The organism is Kluyvera intermedia (assembly GCF_034424175.1).
Classification (GTDB): Bacteria; Pseudomonadota; Gammaproteobacteria; order Enterobacterales; family Enterobacteriaceae; genus Kluyvera; species Kluyvera intermedia.
In genome coordinates this window covers 2,505,790-2,521,395 of sequence record NZ_CP139986.1, presented here as the reverse complement: position 1 = coordinate 2,521,395, position 15,606 = coordinate 2,505,790, and the positions used below count along the sequence as shown (strand labels likewise).

At 53.0% G+C, this 15,606-nt stretch carries 13 protein-coding genes and 1 pseudogene; 4 read left to right on the top strand and 10 right to left on the bottom strand.

All coding sequences use genetic code 11. From position 1 onward, the window contains the following. Entirely contained in the window at positions 1-2,166 is a 2,166-nt protein-coding gene (locus U0026_RS12155; protein ID WP_062776914.1) for a bifunctional diguanylate cyclase/phosphodiesterase, read from the top strand. On the opposite strand, the gene U0026_RS12150 is transcribed toward U0026_RS12155, so the two are convergent. The 5 genes from U0026_RS12150 to U0026_RS12135 form a co-directional block, all read right to left on the bottom strand. Next, positions 2,163-2,987, bottom strand: a complete 825-nt coding sequence (locus U0026_RS12150) for a trypsin-like serine peptidase (protein WP_062776916.1) — start codon at positions 2,985-2,987, stop codon at positions 2,163-2,165. The genes U0026_RS12155 and U0026_RS12150 overlap by 4 nt on opposite strands. 101 nt (positions 2,988-3,088) lie before the next feature. Beyond that, positions 3,089-3,169, bottom strand: coding sequence for a small membrane protein YdgU (gene ydgU / locus U0026_RS22845; protein WP_455565173.1), 81 nt, complete (start codon positions 3,167-3,169; stop codon positions 3,089-3,091). A 177-nt stretch (positions 3,170-3,346) separates the two neighbouring features. Next, positions 3,347-3,718 (bottom strand): acid resistance repetitive basic protein Asr, encoded by a 372-nt coding sequence (asr, locus tag U0026_RS12145; protein ID WP_062776918.1) that lies wholly within the window; start codon positions 3,716-3,718, stop codon positions 3,347-3,349. 170 nt (positions 3,719-3,888) lie between these two features. After that, on the bottom strand, positions 3,889-5,082 hold the full coding sequence (locus tag U0026_RS12140) for an MFS transporter (protein ID WP_062776938.1): 1,194 nt from the start codon (positions 5,080-5,082) through the stop codon (positions 3,889-3,891). 133 nt (positions 5,083-5,215) lie between these two features. Then, positions 5,216-6,466, bottom strand: a complete 1,251-nt coding sequence (locus U0026_RS12135; protein WP_062776919.1) for an MFS transporter — start codon at positions 6,464-6,466, stop codon at positions 5,216-5,218. A 102-nt stretch (positions 6,467-6,568) separates the two neighbouring features. Between U0026_RS12135 and U0026_RS12130 the strand changes: the two genes are divergently transcribed. From U0026_RS12130 to bioD, 3 genes are all read left to right on the top strand, one after another. Next, on the top strand, positions 6,569-7,486 hold the full coding sequence (locus tag U0026_RS12130; RefSeq protein WP_062776921.1) for a LysR family transcriptional regulator: 918 nt from the start codon (positions 6,569-6,571) through the stop codon (positions 7,484-7,486). A gap of 110 nt (positions 7,487-7,596) precedes the next feature. Next, positions 7,597-8,814 (top strand): sugar metabolism global transcriptional regulator Mlc, encoded by a 1,218-nt coding sequence (gene mlc, locus U0026_RS12125; RefSeq protein ID WP_062776923.1) that lies wholly within the window; start codon positions 7,597-7,599, stop codon positions 8,812-8,814. Between the two features lie 131 nt (positions 8,815-8,945). Beyond that, positions 8,946-9,641 (top strand): dethiobiotin synthase, encoded by a 696-nt coding sequence (bioD, locus tag U0026_RS12120; RefSeq protein WP_062776924.1) that lies wholly within the window; start codon positions 8,946-8,948, stop codon positions 9,639-9,641. Here bioD and clcB read toward each other — a convergent pair. The 5 genes and pseudogenes from clcB to ynfE all read right to left on the bottom strand — a co-directional run bounded on the left by clcB (position 9,594) and on the right by ynfE (position 15,479). Next, positions 9,594-10,889: a voltage-gated ClC-type chloride channel ClcB gene (gene clcB, locus U0026_RS12115; protein ID WP_062776926.1), complete on the bottom strand. Its 1,296-nt coding sequence runs from the start codon at positions 10,887-10,889 to the stop codon at positions 9,594-9,596. The genes bioD and clcB overlap by 48 nt on opposite strands. A 6-nt stretch (positions 10,890-10,895) precedes the next feature. After that, positions 10,896-11,510: a Tat proofreading chaperone DmsD gene (gene dmsD, locus U0026_RS12110; RefSeq protein ID WP_062776928.1), complete on the bottom strand. Its 615-nt coding sequence runs from the start codon at positions 11,508-11,510 to the stop codon at positions 10,896-10,898. A 47-nt stretch (positions 11,511-11,557) separates the two neighbouring features. Then, the gene (locus U0026_RS12105) at positions 11,558-12,415 is read right to left on the bottom strand and encodes a dimethyl sulfoxide reductase anchor subunit family protein (protein WP_062776930.1); all 858 of its coding nucleotides are present in this window, start codon (positions 12,413-12,415) and stop codon (positions 11,558-11,560) included. A gap of 1 nt (position 12,416) precedes the next feature. Further along, a complete protein-coding gene (locus U0026_RS12100) occupies positions 12,417-13,034 on the bottom strand; it encodes a DMSO/selenate family reductase complex B subunit (protein WP_126440750.1) in 618 nt (205 codons plus the stop codon). Positions 13,035-13,044: 10 nt separating this feature from the next. Next, a pseudogene (gene ynfE, locus U0026_RS12095) lies at positions 13,045-15,479 on the bottom strand (selenate/tellurate reductase subunit YnfE). Between the last annotated feature and the right edge of the window lie 127 nt (positions 15,480-15,606).

Genomic DNA, 15,606 nt, shown 5'->3' with positions numbered 1-15,606 from the left:
ATGTTAAATCCATCACGCTGGCGTAATATCGCCACGGCCAGAACGTTATTTGTGATGATTTTTCTGGCGGGTATTGGCCTGATATTTTCTATTGTTTCGTTGTTGTATCTCTCCCAGCAGCTCATCAGCACCCAAACTAACGATATTGATGCCCGCCGCTCCGCGCTTTCCGTTGATGGGGCCATTCAAACTTCAATTAACCGCGTGATGTCGCTGGTGATAGATAATGCTATCTGGGACGATGCGGTACGGAAAGTTTATCCGCCGACGCTTGATACAACCTGGCTTTACAATACTTGGGGCGCAGGTTTTAAGATCAATAATCTTTATGACGGCACCTTTGTGCTGGACGAAAAATTCCACGTGCTATGGGGTTCGTTTCGCAGCACGCCGTTTAACGAGCAAAATCTCAGTTTTTTTGGTGATGGATTACGTGCCCTGATCGCGCAAAATAAAGTGCCGTTGAGCGAGGGTAAAAACATGTTTGCCGGTATTACCCGTACCCGAGAGGGTGTCGCTTTTGTCGGTATTGGATTAATTCGTCCTATGACCGGGCGACTGCAGATTTATGATGCCACGCGCCGTTACCTGGTGATCACAAGCCATATCAACCCAACGCTTTTGCGTACACTGGGTCACACCTTCCAGATTGAAAACCTTACTTACGCCGATGCGCCGCGCAATAAATACAATATTCCTATGGAGACCGGGAGCGGTCAGGTGGTCGGTTGGCTCGATTGGCAACTTCGCCAGCCGGGAGTCGAGGCGGCCAATGCGGCATCACCACAGATTCGCAAAATTGTCCTTCTGGCCGCAGGTCTTATCCTGCTCTTTATTTTGCTCAGTAGCCTCGGGCTTTGGAAGCTGGCGCGTGGCGAAAGGCAGGCGCGGGAGATTGCGCTGACCGATTGGCTCAGCCATCTGCCAAATCGACGGGCGCTTATCGAGTTACTGGATCGGGTGAGCCAGCGTGGCAATCGGGATACCATCACAGTTGTGTTTATTGATGTCGACGGATTCAAGGATGTTAACGACATTTATGGCCATGATGTTGGCGATATCCTGATTATCCGACTAGCCGATATGCTGAAAAACCTGGTGCCTGAGGGCGGAATGCTGGCTCGGATGGGAGGGGATGAATTTGCCATGACCGTGGGTGGCAGTGATTCTGAAGCCCGTGCATCAACTTTTGCCAGTCGTGCGCTTGAGTATCTTAATATCCCGATACGTATCGGTGAACGGACGCTGCATATCAGCGCCAGCATTGGTATTGCCAGCGGAACGTTACAAACCAGTTCAAGCACGGAACTGTTTCGTCAGGCGGATATTGCGATGTATCACTCGAAGATTACCGGCAAAGGGCGAATTACCTATTATGACGCCGAGTTGAATAGCGTCCGCGAATATCAGCTATCTATCGAAAATGATATTCGCCACGGGCTGGAGCATGATGAATTTGAAGTGTGGTACCAGCCGATAGTGTGCGCGCGCACGCAGAAGATGGTGGGTGTAGAGGCGTTAGTTCGCTGGCCGCGTCGGGAAAAAGGCGAGCTGATGCCCGATGCGTTTATCGCCATTGCTGAAACCAGCGGGCTTATCTATTCACTAGGACAATTTGTACTGGCGCGCGCCTGTCGGGATCTGTTGGCGCAACACGACCTGAAGCTATCCGTCAATATCTCCCCGGCGCAGTTCCGCGATCCTAAATTTGAAGACAAGGTCGCCAGCGTGCTGAAGTCGTCAGGTTTCCCACCTGCCAGATTACAGCTGGAAGTGACTGAAACCTACGTTCTGGAAAAACCGGAGCGTGCGCGGACGGCCATTGCCGCGCTCAAGGCCTTGGGCACGGCGGTGGCGTTGGATGATTTTGGTACCGGCTATTCCAGCATTGGCTATTTGCGCCGCTTTAATTTCGACACCATCAAAATTGATAAATCACTGGCAGGACTGGTGGACAATGATGAACAGGCGGCGGCACTGGTCGGCGGCACCGTTCGTATTGCCAGCGCACTGGGCATGACGGTGGTGGCTGAAGGGGTAGAGACGGAAATTCAGATGAAGTTACTGCGTCTGGCGGGATGCGATCAGTTGCAGGGATTCTACTTTAGCGAGCCAATGCCGTTGTCATCGCTGCTGGCGTTAAGGCACCAGCAGCGACAAAGTTAGTTGCCGGCGGCTAAGGCTTCCAGCTTGTCACGAAAACCGGTTACCGATATCGCGCGGTTATCCGCCCGCCAGCGATCTTTTGCTGCTGGCGCTGAGCTTTGTACCGCAATCACTTGCCAGCCGGTGTCGGTTTTCAGTAACAGGGGAGAGCCGCTATCGCCAGGCAGAGTATCGCACTGATGTGAAAGCACTGACGTTTGCGCCCATCCGGTGACTACACAGTCCTCGTGGCTGTACAGTGATTCAAGGTGATCGACCGGATAACCTGACTGCGTCACTTTTCGCTCTACTTGCTTTAGCGCTGCGGTGAGATCCGCTTTATCGCCACTAAACAACGGAATTGGCGTGATGCCTGAAGGGGGGTAACGCAATACAATCAGACCAAAATCCCACGGTGCGGCGGACGCAGGAACAATCCAGCCGTCGCCGTCAGGTTTCAATCGCTTGCCCAAAGACGCATCAACACGTCCGTCAATGCCATGAATTTCATAGCGCCAGACGCCTTTTTGCGAAATGAAACGCAGGGCGACGGCTTTGTCCTGCTTGCCGCGCGGCGGTTCCAGTAGGCAATGCCCGGCGGTTAAGGCCAGGTGAGGGGAAATCAACGTCGCGGTGCACAGATTGCCACTGGCTGTTTCCAACTGTCCAATCGCATCCCAGGGGGACTGTGTGGGATCCTTCACCAGGACTCGTTCGTCCTGCCCAAAGAACAGCGTTTTTATATCTTTGGCACTGATGTCGCTATCACCATCATCAGCGTGCACAAATGCAGGTAGTACAGACAACGATCCCAGTAAACAACACACAAAGGCTGTACGCATATCACTCTCTGAAGGGGCAATTATGATTATAAAAGAAATACCCAATGAGACTACTATAGACGGGAGGAATGGAAAGTGGGAGCAAAATCAGCGAACTACACTCAGTAAAAGAAAAACTGAGTGGCGACGAGCGCACAGACAATCAGTAAAGCCAGGATGAGCTCAAAACGATAGCGCCGCATCATGATTGCTCTCCAGGAAAAAATCGGCGCTATAAAAGCGCCGATGCGGATAATGTTGGGGTAGCCCAGGCAGGTGTATCGACACTGGGTGGGGCCCCAGAGCCGATGTTATTTCACCGTTCTGAGCTACCACCTGAACCGGGGCGTTTATCGCCGCGATCCATTATCAACCTTTGCTTACGCTGCTGGCTGAGCTGCTGGTTTAGCCGCTTCGTGTTTTACTGCTTTTTTGTGTTTTTTAGCGGCTTGTGCTTTCTGCGCAACGGCAGGTTTAGCGGCTGCTTTTTTGTGTTTCTTTGCAGCCTGAGCTTTCTGCTCTACAGGCTGGGTTGTCGCTTTAGCAGCGGATTTTTTGTGTTTTTTAGCAGCCTGAGCTTTCTGTGCAGGTGCCGCTTTTTTGTGTTTTTTGTGGTGAGTCGTTTTCGCTGGAGCCGCGTGAGTGGTTGTCGCGGTGGCAGCTGGAGCTGGTGTAGCGACAGCGTCAGCAGCGAATGCAGCAGAAGACAGACCCATAGCAGCGGCAACAACCAGAGCTAATACTTTTTTCATTCTCATACCCTCGAATTGGTTTTTCATTTAACCCCACTGCGGGGCCGTTGAAAGAACTATACCTGCGGGGTACTCGGCTTTCCGTGAGTCATTGGTATCGCTGTGTAACGTAATGTACGAGATTTGTTGTGTCGGCGTAACAGGGTGGTTTTTCACCACCCCACACCAGGTTAGCTCTGCAAGATAAGCTGTTTTCGCTGTGCTAAATGAACGCGCAGGATGAGGATAAAGGCTAATGCCACTACGATTGCGGCAATCAAATAAATACTGTCCAACTGATAATATCCGGCAATCCAACCCGCTACCGGACCGGTGATGCCTAACGCCAAATCCAGGAACGCGGAATAGGTTCCCAGTGCCGTGCCCTGGTTTTGTTCCTCAACCTGTTTAACGGCTTCAACGCCCAGTGCCGGGAACACCAGTGAGAAGCCCGACCCCGTCAGGAATGCGCCGACACCGGCCATCCAGGCATTTGGGGCAAACCAAATGATCAGTAGCCCCAGACATTCAACCACGAAGCAGACAAGCGACACGCGCAGGCCGCCAAATCGGGTAATCGTATTTCCCAGCACCAAACGAATACAGATGAAGCCAATACTAAACAGTGACAACGTAAAGGCTGCGCCTTGCCAGCTATGCGAGGCGAAGTAAAGGGTAATAAAGGTCGCGATAACCCCAAAGCCGACGGTCCCCAGCCCTAAGCCCAGACCGTAGGGCCATATTTTTCGTGCCACCACGTGAAAGGGGGCTCTGACTCCGGCACTGACGCTGACATCAGCACGAGTACGTGCGAACAGCAGACCGATGACTGCAATGATGATAATCAGTACCGCAAACCCGCTGATGCCAAATTTATCATTAAGCAGTACGCCAAGCGGTGCACCGGCAGCCATGGCTACATAGGTGGCTACGCCGTTCCAGGAGATCACTCGCGACGTATGGATCGCACCAACGGTTTTAATCCCCCATAACGTGGAACCGGTGGAGGTAAAACTTTCACCGATGCCGAGGAAAACGCGGCCGATCAGCAATAGTCCCACGGCAAGCATAGGGCGACCCTGCAAGACGGCAGCAGCCAGCGTGAACAGCCCGCTCAGCATGCAGCAGACAATCCCCAGACTGACAACTTTTTTAGGGCCCCAGACATCGGTATAGCGGCCAGCATGAGGACGACTCACCAGCGTGGAAATGTACTGCAGGCTGATGACGGCACCGGCGACCAGCGTGCTGTAACCCAGGTCATAGTGAATAAATCCGGGAAGCACCGCCAGAGGTAGGCCGATTGAGAGATAGCAGATACAGGTAAAGACGACTATCGAGATAATGCGTAGGTTGAGCTGTGTGTTGTTGCTGTAGGAGGTCATAACGCTAAGCAGGTAAGACAAACGTGGGCTCATTATAGGAATTGCCAGCTAGTATGGCGAGGTGGGAAGGCATTTTATGTCAATAACATAAGTACTTAATATAAGGGAAGGCGATAACCTTCCCCTTTTCTTTTTATCGCAACCGCCTATGCAGCATCAACCCCGTCAACAACGCCCCCACCAGCAGCAGTGCAATAAACCCACCAACGCCGTTCCACCCATACTGATGCCAGAATACCCCGCCTAACGTCCCTGCAATACTTGAACCCAGATAGTAACTAAACAGATAAAGCGATGAAGCCTGGCCTCTGGCGCGGCGTGCGCGTGGGCCGATCCAACTGCTTGCGACTGAGTGAGCGGCAAAGAAACCGGCGGAGAACAACAGCATACCGGGGAAAATAACCCACAGAGAGGAGAACAGCGTTAACAGCAGACCCAACAGCATAATACCGGTAAAGAAGATCATCACCGGGCCGCGCCCGTAGCGGGTGGTCATCATCCCGGCTTTTGGCGAGCTCCACGTACCGGTCAGGTAGGCGACAGAGAGCAGGCCGACGACGGCCTGATTGAGTGACCACGGCGACAGCATCAGGCGGTAGCCGATGTAGTTAAACAGCGTCACAAACGCACCCATCAGCAGGAAACCTTCAACGAACAACAGCGGGAGACCGCGATCGCGCCAATGCAGACGGAAGTTAATCAGCAAGGATTTTGGTTTTAATGAACTGGCCCTGAAGTGGCGAGAGTCCGGCAGAATACGCCAGAACATAATTGCCGCACCTAATGCAAAAGCGCTGATCACAGCCAGCGCGGCGCGCCAGCCAAAGAAGTCGGTTATTACCCCAGTGAGTAGACGTCCACTCATGCCGCCGATAGAGTTCCCGCTGATGTACAACCCCATTGAAAATGCCACGAAGCTGGGATGGATCTCCTCGCTTAAGTAGGTCATCCCGACTGCTGCCACGCCACTCAGCGAGAGGCCAATAAGCGCGCGCATAATTAGAATGCCATGCCAACTCGTCATCATAGTTGATAGCAGTGAACAACAGGCCGCCAACAGCAGTGCGGTCACCATCACCGGTTTACGACCAATCGCATCAGAGAGCGGGCCGGTGAACAGCAGACCAATCGCCAGCATCGCGGTTGATATAGACAGCGAAATACTGCTCTGAGCGGGAGAAATACCGAATTCATGAGAAAGGATGGGCAGAATGGGCTGTACACAATAGAGCAGCGCAAAGGTCGCGAGACCGGCAGAGAACAGAGCAAGCGTCACGCGGATAAACGAAGGGGTACCGCGGCGAATAAAAACGTTTGAAGGAGAGGGGGTATCATCGCGGACATCATTAACGGGAGTATGGTCTGCGGTTGTTGTACGGCTCACGAGAAAATCCTTGGTAATAACGACATAGGTCACAACATCAGGGTAGGAAATTGTAAATATTCTGTCTAATATATTAATAATCTTAATTAAGACCTTTAAAATATGAATATCGAGCTTCGACACCTGCGCTACTTTGTCGCTGTCGCAGAAGAGCTGCATTTTGGCCGTGCTGCCGCGCGCTTAAACATCTCCCAGCCGCCGCTCAGCCAGCAGATTCAGATTCTGGAACAACAGGTGGGCGCACGCCTGTTCGCCCGGACAAACCGCAGCGTCAGCCTGACCGCTGCGGGTCGTCAGTTTCTGGCCGATAGCCGACAAATTTTACTCCAGGTGAATGAAGCCGCTGCCAGAGCAAGCCGCTTACATCATGGCGAAACGGGTGAGCTGAATATTGGCTTTACCTCATCGGCACCGTTTATTAAGGCTGTCTCAGATACGTTGTCGACTTTTCGCCGGCGTTACCCGGATGTGCATATTCAGACGCGTGAAACTAATACCCGTGAGCAGATATCGCCACTCACCGAAGGGACGCTAGATCTGGGATTGATGCGAAATACGCAGCTTCCTGACACCCTTAACTGGCAGGTGATTTTGCGTGAACCCTTGCTGGCGATGATTCATCGCGATCACCCGTTGGCAAGCCAGGACGCGGTGAGCCTGGTTGATTTAAGCAAAGAACCGTTCGTTTTTTTTGATCCCCACGTCGGTACCGGGCTGTATGACGATATCCTGGGTCTGATGCGCCGTTATGGCGTGATGCCGACCATCACGCAAGAGGTGGGCGAGGCGATGACGATTATTGGCCTCGTGGCTTCGGGTTTAGGTGTCTCAATTTTGCCCGCGTCATTTCGGCGCGTACAGCTACAGGAAATGCGTTGGGTTCCTATCATAGAAGCGGATGCGGTGTCTGAAATGTGGCTGGTGTGGTCAAAACATCATGAGTTAAGTCAGTCAGCGGAACGTTTTAAACAGCATCTTCTGAGTGCCGCAAAGGTGAGCGTTTCTGCGACAAAAGCGTAAAAAATTGTGCAGTAAATCACAAGGCTAAGTAAAAATTTGACGTAGGCCATTGAAGTACTTCACCATAGCCCAAAGTTTATTTCGAAGCGCGAAAATAAGGGAGTTTCACGGTGGTAGCGGATAGTCAGCCAGGCCATATCGATCAAATCAAGCAGACCAATGCGGGGGCCGTTTATCGCCTCATTGATCAGCTCGGCCCGGTCTCCCGTATCGACCTCTCCCGATTGGCACAACTGGCGCCGGCCAGTATCACCAAAATTGTTCGTGAACTGCTCGAAGCGCACCTCGTTCAGGAGACTGAAATTCAGGATGTGGGCAGTCGTGGGCGTCCTGCCGTTGGCCTGATGGTCGAAACTGAGGCCTGGCATTATCTCTCTGTACGCATTGGCCGGGGCTACATCCATCTTGCGCTACGCGATCTCAGCAGTAAGCTGGTCGTAGAAGAACAACTGGAATTGGCATTGGAGCACGAAACCTCGTTTCTTGACCGCGTGCTGATTCATATCGACCAATTCTTTATTCGCCATCAAAACTTACTGGAACGCTTAACGGCGGTTGCTATTACGCTGCCCGGGATTATCGATACCGAAAACGGCATCATCCATCGCATGCCGTTTTATGATGTTACCGATGTTCCGCTCGGCGCGACGCTTGAAGCGCATACCGGTGTGCCGGTGTATATTCAACACGATATTAGCGCCTGGACCATGGCCGAAGCGCTTTTTGGTGCCTCTCGCGGTGCGCGTGATGTTATTCAGGTGGTTATCGATCATAACGTCGGTGCGGGCGTTATTACCGACGGACGTTTGCTGCACGCGGGCAGTAGCAGTTTGGTCGAGATTGGACATACGCAAGTTGATCCGTTCGGTAAGCGTTGTTATTGCGGTAATCACGGTTGCCTTGAGACCATTGCCAGTGTGCAAAGTGTACTGGAGTTGACTCAGGCGCGTATGCAGCAATCCATGAGTTCAATGCTGCATCAGCAGCCATTGACGGTTGACTGGTTATGCCAATCCGCGCTGCAGGGCGATTTGCTGGCTAAAGACATCGTCAGCAGCATCGGCACTAACGTTGGACGTATTCTCGCCATTATGGTGAATCTGTTTAATCCACAAAAAATTCTAATCGGTTCGCCGTTCAACGCCGCCTCCGATATCCTTTTCCCGGCCATCGCCGACTGTATCCGTCAGCAATCGTTACCTGCCTACAGTAAACACATTGCCGTTGAACAGACTCAGTTTTCTAACCGGGGCACAATGGCAGGGGCCGCACTGGTGAAAGATGCGCTCTATAACGGAACATTACTGATCAGACTGTTACAGGGTTAACAATTTTTATCAGTTTTGCAAAAAATTGCGCTACCTCAATCCGACGATCCTGTGCATCACGTAAACTTTCACCTGCTTGAACTATTCATCGCTTTGAAATTTTATCGACGTCGCCGTGGGGTTAGTGAGTCATGCTTAATCGTTTCTTTATTACTGGAACTGATACTTCCGTCGGTAAGACGGTGGTTTCTCGTGCGCTATTACAGGCGCTCGCCGCCAGCGGGAAACGGGTGGCGGGTTATAAGCCGGTGGCAAAAGGCAGCAAGGAAACGGCGGATGGTCTGCGCAATAAAGATGCGCTGGTGCTGCAAAGCGTTTCATCGCTGGCGTTACCTTATGATGCAATCAATCCTATTGCGCTTAGTGAAGAAGAAAGTAGCGTCGCGCACAGTCGTCCGATTAACTACACCTTATTGTCTGATGGCCTGGCGAATTTAAGCCAGCAGGTAGACAACGTCGTGGTTGAGGGGACGGGAGGTTGGCGTAGCCTGATGAATGATCTGCGTCCTCTTTCCGAATGGGTCGTGCAGGAGCAACTGCCGGTAGTGATGGTGGTGGGTATTCAGGAAGGGTGCATTAACCATGCGCTTCTGACCGCTCAGGCCATTGCGAACGACGGCCTTCCGCTGATTGGTTGGGTGGCAAACCGTATCAACCCGGGTCTTGCGCACTATGCTGAGATCATAGAAGTACTGAGCAAAAAACTCCCCGCGCCGCGCATTGGTGAGCTGCCTTATCTGCCGCGCCCTGAACAGCGTGAGCTCAGTCAGTATGTGGATTTAGCGATGCTCAGCAACATGCTGACGGTAGATAGAATCCTGGCGTAAGGTGCGCGACAGTACCGAAGCCAACACACATGCAATAAGCAAACCGGGCAGCAGAGTATACTGTCCGGTCATTTCACAAATCATCAGCGTCGACATGATGGGCGCATGCGTGGTAGCTGCCAGCAGCGTTGCCATCCCCGTTATAGCCAATAAAATGGCGATATCCTGTTGTCCGGCAAAGACCAGACCTCCTGCATCTGCAAATAGAATCCCCAGCGCTAAACCGATAAACAGCGTCGGCGTAAAGACCCCACCGGGCGCACCCGAACCGCTACTGGCGAGAATTGCCAATAGTTTGCATAAAAAGATCCCGCCCATAATGGCTAAAGTTGGTGGCACCAATAAAAAGCCCTGCACCACACTGTAACCATTTCCCCACACCGCAGGTGTTAGCAGAGATAACATACCGACGATAAGCCCGCCCAGCGCGAGCTGCCAGGGCGGTGAGAGTTTCAGCTTCAGGAAAACGCGATGGCTGCTGTCCATTAACCACATCAGCAATGGCCCACTCAACCCACAGACCACACCGGTTGCTAACATCAGCGCGTAATGGATAGCCTTTAATGTCGGCAAATCGCCCACTTGATACAGTACTTGCGCACCGCCGTTCATTATCTGCGTCACCAGCAACGCGATGACCGCTGAAATGACCACCGGCCCGAGAGAGGCCAGCATTAAGGTGCCAAACAGAATTTCAGCAATAAACAAACTGCCTGCGAGCGGTGCATGATAGGCGCTCGCCATTCCCGCTGCGGCACCACAGGCAATCCAAAGTTTCCATTCATCTTTAGGGGTAAAACGCTGGGCAAAAAGTGAGGCGGCGAGGGCGGCCAGCAGGATCATGGCACCCTCCCGGCCAATTGCGCTACCGCTGGCGACGACCAACAGGGAAGCGGTGGATTTTACCAGACTCGCGCTGGTATCAAATTTACCCTCATCACTCTCCAGCGCTTCCATGTAATCGGTTGGCGCATGCGGGCGCTGGCGCGTATAGCGCTGCCAGCCCCATAGCAACATACCGGCAGCCAGCCCGCCAAGCGCAGGAGTGAGCAAGCGACGCCACCAGACTAACCCTTGTGCTGCGTTGACCAGACTGCCGCTGTCATTGCTTAACAAGAGCCATTCCAGGAAGTACATGGCATGGCGAAACAGCGCCACCGCCAGCGCGGCCAGTACGCCGACCACGGTGGCGATGAGTAATCGGCGAACCATCGCCTTAATATCGGGAAAGTGATGAAGACGCTGCATGGTGATTTAGCGATAGAGCTTTTTATCAGCCACTGGGATCAACAGATGCGACTGCCAATGCCCCAACGTTTGCTGAGTTAGTTGCCCCAGCGCGCTAAAGAAAGGATGGTTAGCCTTTTCGATAAATTCGGCAATAAAGCGCTGAGCCCATGGAAGTAAATGCCAGGCCAGAAGCTGGTCACATGCTTCCTGACGATCGTTCTCAACCAGCCATGCGGCCAGCAGGAGCAGAGTGCCGAAATGGTCCTCAGGTTCGTTTTGCTGTACATCAAATGCAATCTGGTTATCGCGCATCCACTGACGTAATGCCAGAGTGGAGTCACCAAACAGGACGTTTTCACGATCCAGCCAGACGGAACCCCACGGTGGTGATGGCAGCGCTGACGGGCCAATAAACAACCGTTGCCAGGCTTCGGTCAGGGGCTCATCAGCAGGGGCTGAAAAGGCGCTGGAGAGGGCATCAGCATTATCGATAGGATACGGCCATTGGGTTTGCCATTCACCGTCGGTAAAAGCGGCAACCAGCGGCTCGGCGAGCGCGCTATCCGGCGCAAAGTAAAACAGCGCCCCAAGAACGCGGGCGGAGAAAGCTAAAGCATCGTTGCGCTGAACGTCATTCATTACTGCATTTCCTCAAAAGGGCGCGGGAAATTTCCCGCACCAATAAATTATCCGGCAATCGCCATTCCGACGGTCATGTGCAGGCCGTAGAAAAGACCTCGCCCGATGCATTCACCCGCCAGCATTAGCAGCAGACCGCACGTGAGTCCGATTGCGCTTGGAGAAACCCGACGCAGCAAGGGACAGATCCAGCAGCCTAAACCCGCAGCCAGTAAGCCGAAACGCCATACCTGTAAGCTACCCCAATCAGGTAACAGGGCGTTGGCCTGTTGGACTGAGCTGTGGATTAGCCCCAGTTCGGCGGTCTGCATTACTACGACCGCGACGCTTGCTAAAAATGCCAGTACGCTGAGCGACACGAAGAACTTTCCGTTGAACGGGACCTTCGCCAGCTTTAGCAACAGGGCTGCAAAGAGTGGACCGGTGAGCACCACGGTTAAGAAGAACGAGGCCGTCGTATAACCATTATACCAGGTTGGCACCGTATCTATCTGATAAACACGCGTCATCGCCCAGACAAAAACCAACCCGAGCAGCATACTGACGGCCAACCAGATGCGACCCAACGCCATGGGCATTTTACCCAGGACTGACAACAGCCACCAGAAACCGCCCACGGCGAAAAATACCGAGCCGCTGGCGATTTCATTGCTGAGTGCTGATGCGCCAATGCGATTTAACGAGTTAAATGCGCGCAGCGGTGAGCCGAGGTGTAATACCGACGCAAAAAAGGCAATCCCCATGATGACCCACAGGAAAAACATATTCAGCACGATCCGACGTCTGTCTGCCAGTTCATTACGCGCAGCCATCCAGCCCATGCCGGTGATAATTGTCGCCCCAACAACACATTGTCCCAGTACCGTAAACAGTACCAACGGCCATTCATGCCATCCGCTTCCCATCTCACACCACCTTCGGGTTGGCCAGATAGCCAGTGGTATCGCCGCACGGACGTGCATTGGCGTTCGGTTTAATCACAATGCTCGGCTTAGTGAAATGCGCAGACGGCAACGGCGCCAGCGCAGCAAGCGTCCCGTGTTTCTTGCGCAGTTCTTCAATCGGGCCAAAGTCGAGCGCACGCAGCGGGCATGATTCCACACAAATCGGTTTCTTGCCGTCGGCGACACGTTCATGGCAGCCGTCGCATTTGGTCATGTGACCTTTCGCTTCGTTGTACTGCGGTGCGCCGTAAGGGCAGGCCATATGGCAATAACGACAGCCGATACACACGTCTTCGTTTACCACCACGAAACCGTCTTCGCGTTTATGCATTGCACCACTTGGACACACCTTGGTACAGGCCGGGTCTTCACAGTGGTTACAGGCAATCGACAGATAGTAGGCAAAGACGTTCTGATTCCAGACGCCGTTATCTTCCTGCCAGTCACCGCCCGCGTATTCATAAATACGGCGGAAGCTGACGTCCGGAGTTAAGTTCTTGTAGTCTTTACAGGCCAGTTCACAGGTTTTGCAGCCGGTACAACGGGCTGAATCGATAAAAAATCCGTATTGCGTACTCATAAATCAGTCCTTATACCTTCGCGATCTCAACCAGGTTGGTATGCTGCGGGTTACCTTTCGCCAATGGTGATGGGCGATGAGTGGTCAACGTGTTGATGCAGGAACCGTGGTCAATACGATCGCCGTCCATCTGTGCGTCATGCCAGGCTCCCTGGCCCATTGCGCTTACTCCCGGCATAATGCGCGGCGTCACTTTGGCGGCAATACGTACTTCACCGCGCCCGTTGAATACGCGCACCATGTCGCCGTTTTGAATACCGCGTTTTTCGGCATCAATAGGATTCAGCCACACTTCCTGACGACAAGCGGCTTTCAGTACATCGACGTTACCGTAACTGGAGTGGGTACGTGCCTTGTAGTGGAAACCGAACAGCTGTAATGGGAATTTATCGCGCAGCGGATCGTCCCAGCCTTCAAAGGTTGAGGCATAGACCGGCAGTGGGCTGATGGTTTCGTCTTTTTCAAGCTGCCAATTGGCGGCGATATCGGCGAGGCGGGCTGAGTAGATCTCAATTTTACCCGATGGCGTTTTCAGTGGGTTGGCTTGTGGATCGTTGCGGAAATCTTTATACGCGACGAAGTGTCCGTTTGGATCTTTGCGTTATAGATGCCCATTTTTTTGAGCGCATCGTAGTCTGGCAGGTCTGCGTCTTTGGCACGCATCTTGGCGTAAAGATACTGGAGCCACTGTTCTTGCGTCCGGCCTTCGGTGAATTTCTGGTGGATATCGTCACCCAGTCGTTTTGCCACTTCACTTAATATCCAGTAAATCGGCTTACGCTCGAATTTCGGCGCGGTGGCAGGCTGAATAAAGATCAGATAGCCCATGTTCCCGGCGTAGTCGTTAGGAATAATATCTTCCTGTTCGACGGTCATCAGGTCAGGCAGCAAGATATCAGCGTACTTGGCCGACGCGGTCATAAAGTTTTCAATCACCACGATCATTTCGCATTTACTTTCATCCTGCAAAATTTCGTGTGTTTTGTTGATGTCCGAGTGCTGGTTGATGATGGTATTGCCCGCATAGTTCCAGAAGAACTTGATAGGCACGTCGAGCTTGTCTTTACCACGCACGCCGTCACGAGTGGCCGTCATGTCCGCACCGTGGTCGATAGCGTCGGTCCACGTAAAGCAGGAGATGGCGGTTTTCACCGGGTTAGTCAGCACCGGGAAGCGCTCAATGGTAATGGTGTAGGTCGATTCACGTGCGCCGCTGTTGCCGCCGTTAATCCCCACATTGCCGGTCAAAATGGGAAGCATCGCGATGGCGCGCGCCGCCAATTCACCGTTCGCCTGACGCTGTGGCCCCCAGCCCTGGCAGATATAGGCTGGTTTGGTACTGCCGATTTCTCTGGCGAGTTTAATAATTCGGTCCGCAGGAATTCCGGTAACGCGTGAAGCCCACTGCGGCGTTTTTGCCACGCCATCGTCGCCCTGGCCCTGAATGTAGGCTTTGTAATGGCCGTTGGCCGGTGCGCCTTCCGGAAGGGTTTTCTCGTCATAGCCGACACAATATTTGTCGAGGAACGGTTGGTCGACGAGGTTTTCGTCAATCAATACCCAGGCAATACCGGCCACCAGCGCGGCATCGGTGCCTGGGCGAATAGGGATCCACTCATCTTCACGTCCGGCGGCGGTATCGGTATAGCGCGGGTCTATAACGATCATCCGTGCATTCGAACGTTCGCGGGCCTGCTCAAGATAATAAGTGATCCCGCCGCCGCTCATGCGCGTTTCCGCCGGGTTATTGCCGAACATCACCACCAGTTTGCTGTTTTCGATATCTGAGGTGCTGTTGCCGTCGTTGGTACCGTAGGTGTAGGGCATGGCGCACGCAATCTGCGCGGTGCTGTAGGTTCCGTATTGATTGAGCGAACCGCCGTAGCAGTTCATCAGACGCATCACCGCTGAACCGGAGGGTGACGAACGGGTAATGTTGCCGCCGACGATGCCTGAAGAGTAATTGATATAAACCGCTTCGTTACCGTAGTCTTTCACAACCCGCTGGAGATTATTGGCGATAGTGTCGAGTGCCTCATCCCAGGAGATGCGTTCAAACTTTCCTTCACCGCGTTTGCCCACGCGCTTCATCGGATAATTCAGACGGTCGGGGTGGTTAATACGGCGACGAATCGATCGTCCACGCAGACAAGCGCGAACCTGGTGATCACCATAGATGTCATGCCCGGTATTGTCGGTTTCAACCCAATAAACTTCATCACCCTTGACGTGCAGACGCAGTGCGCAGCGGCTGCCGCAGTTGACGGAACATGCACCCCAGACCACTTTATCTTCCGGGCGTGCAGCCTGTTGCACCGCGGCGGCAGTTGCGCGTAAAGAGAAGGGTAGCGAAAGGCCGCCCGCCGCTAACGCGAAAGATCCGATGGCTGACGATTTAATAAGGGTACGTCGGCTTAGCCCCTCTGGCTTTTCCTGATTAGACATCGCTCACTCCATTATTTTTATTGTTTCAATACGAAATTAAAAACAGGCTAATAATGGAGCGGATGATACCTGGTAAGGGGTACGCAAGTATTATCCCTGGTCAAGGAGGGATTAATCCGAATGAGGG

What these genes read in the sequence shown, in the direction of transcription:
- U0026_RS12155 (WP_062776914.1), top strand. Translation starts at nt 1, where the DNA reads ATGTTAAATCCATCACGCTGGCGTAATATCGCCACGGCCAGAACGTTA.
- U0026_RS12150 (WP_062776916.1), bottom strand. Translation starts at nt 2,987, where the DNA reads ATGCGTACAGCCTTTGTGTGTTGTTTACTGGGATCGTTGTCTGTACTA.
- ydgU (WP_455565173.1), bottom strand. Translation starts at nt 3,169, where the DNA reads ATGCGGCGCTATCGTTTTGAGCTCATCCTGGCTTTACTGATTGTCTGT.
- asr (WP_062776918.1), bottom strand. Translation starts at nt 3,718, where the DNA reads ATGAAAAAAGTATTAGCTCTGGTTGTTGCCGCTGCTATGGGTCTGTCT.
- U0026_RS12140 (WP_062776938.1), bottom strand. Translation starts at nt 5,082, where the DNA reads ATGACCTCCTACAGCAACAACACACAGCTCAACCTACGCATTATCTCG.
- U0026_RS12130 (WP_062776921.1), top strand. Translation starts at nt 6,569, where the DNA reads ATGAATATCGAGCTTCGACACCTGCGCTACTTTGTCGCTGTCGCAGAA.
- bioD (WP_062776924.1), top strand. Translation starts at nt 8,946, where the DNA reads ATGCTTAATCGTTTCTTTATTACTGGAACTGATACTTCCGTCGGTAAG.
- clcB (WP_062776926.1), bottom strand. Translation starts at nt 10,889, where the DNA reads ATGCAGCGTCTTCATCACTTTCCCGATATTAAGGCGATGGTTCGCCGA.
- dmsD (WP_062776928.1), bottom strand. Translation starts at nt 11,510, where the DNA reads ATGAATGACGTTCAGCGCAACGATGCTTTAGCTTTCTCCGCCCGCGTT.
- U0026_RS12105 (WP_062776930.1), bottom strand. Translation starts at nt 12,415, where the DNA reads ATGGGAAGCGGATGGCATGAATGGCCGTTGGTACTGTTTACGGTACTG.
- U0026_RS12100 (WP_126440750.1), bottom strand. Translation starts at nt 13,034, where the DNA reads ATGAGTACGCAATACGGATTTTTTATCGATTCAGCCCGTTGTACCGGC.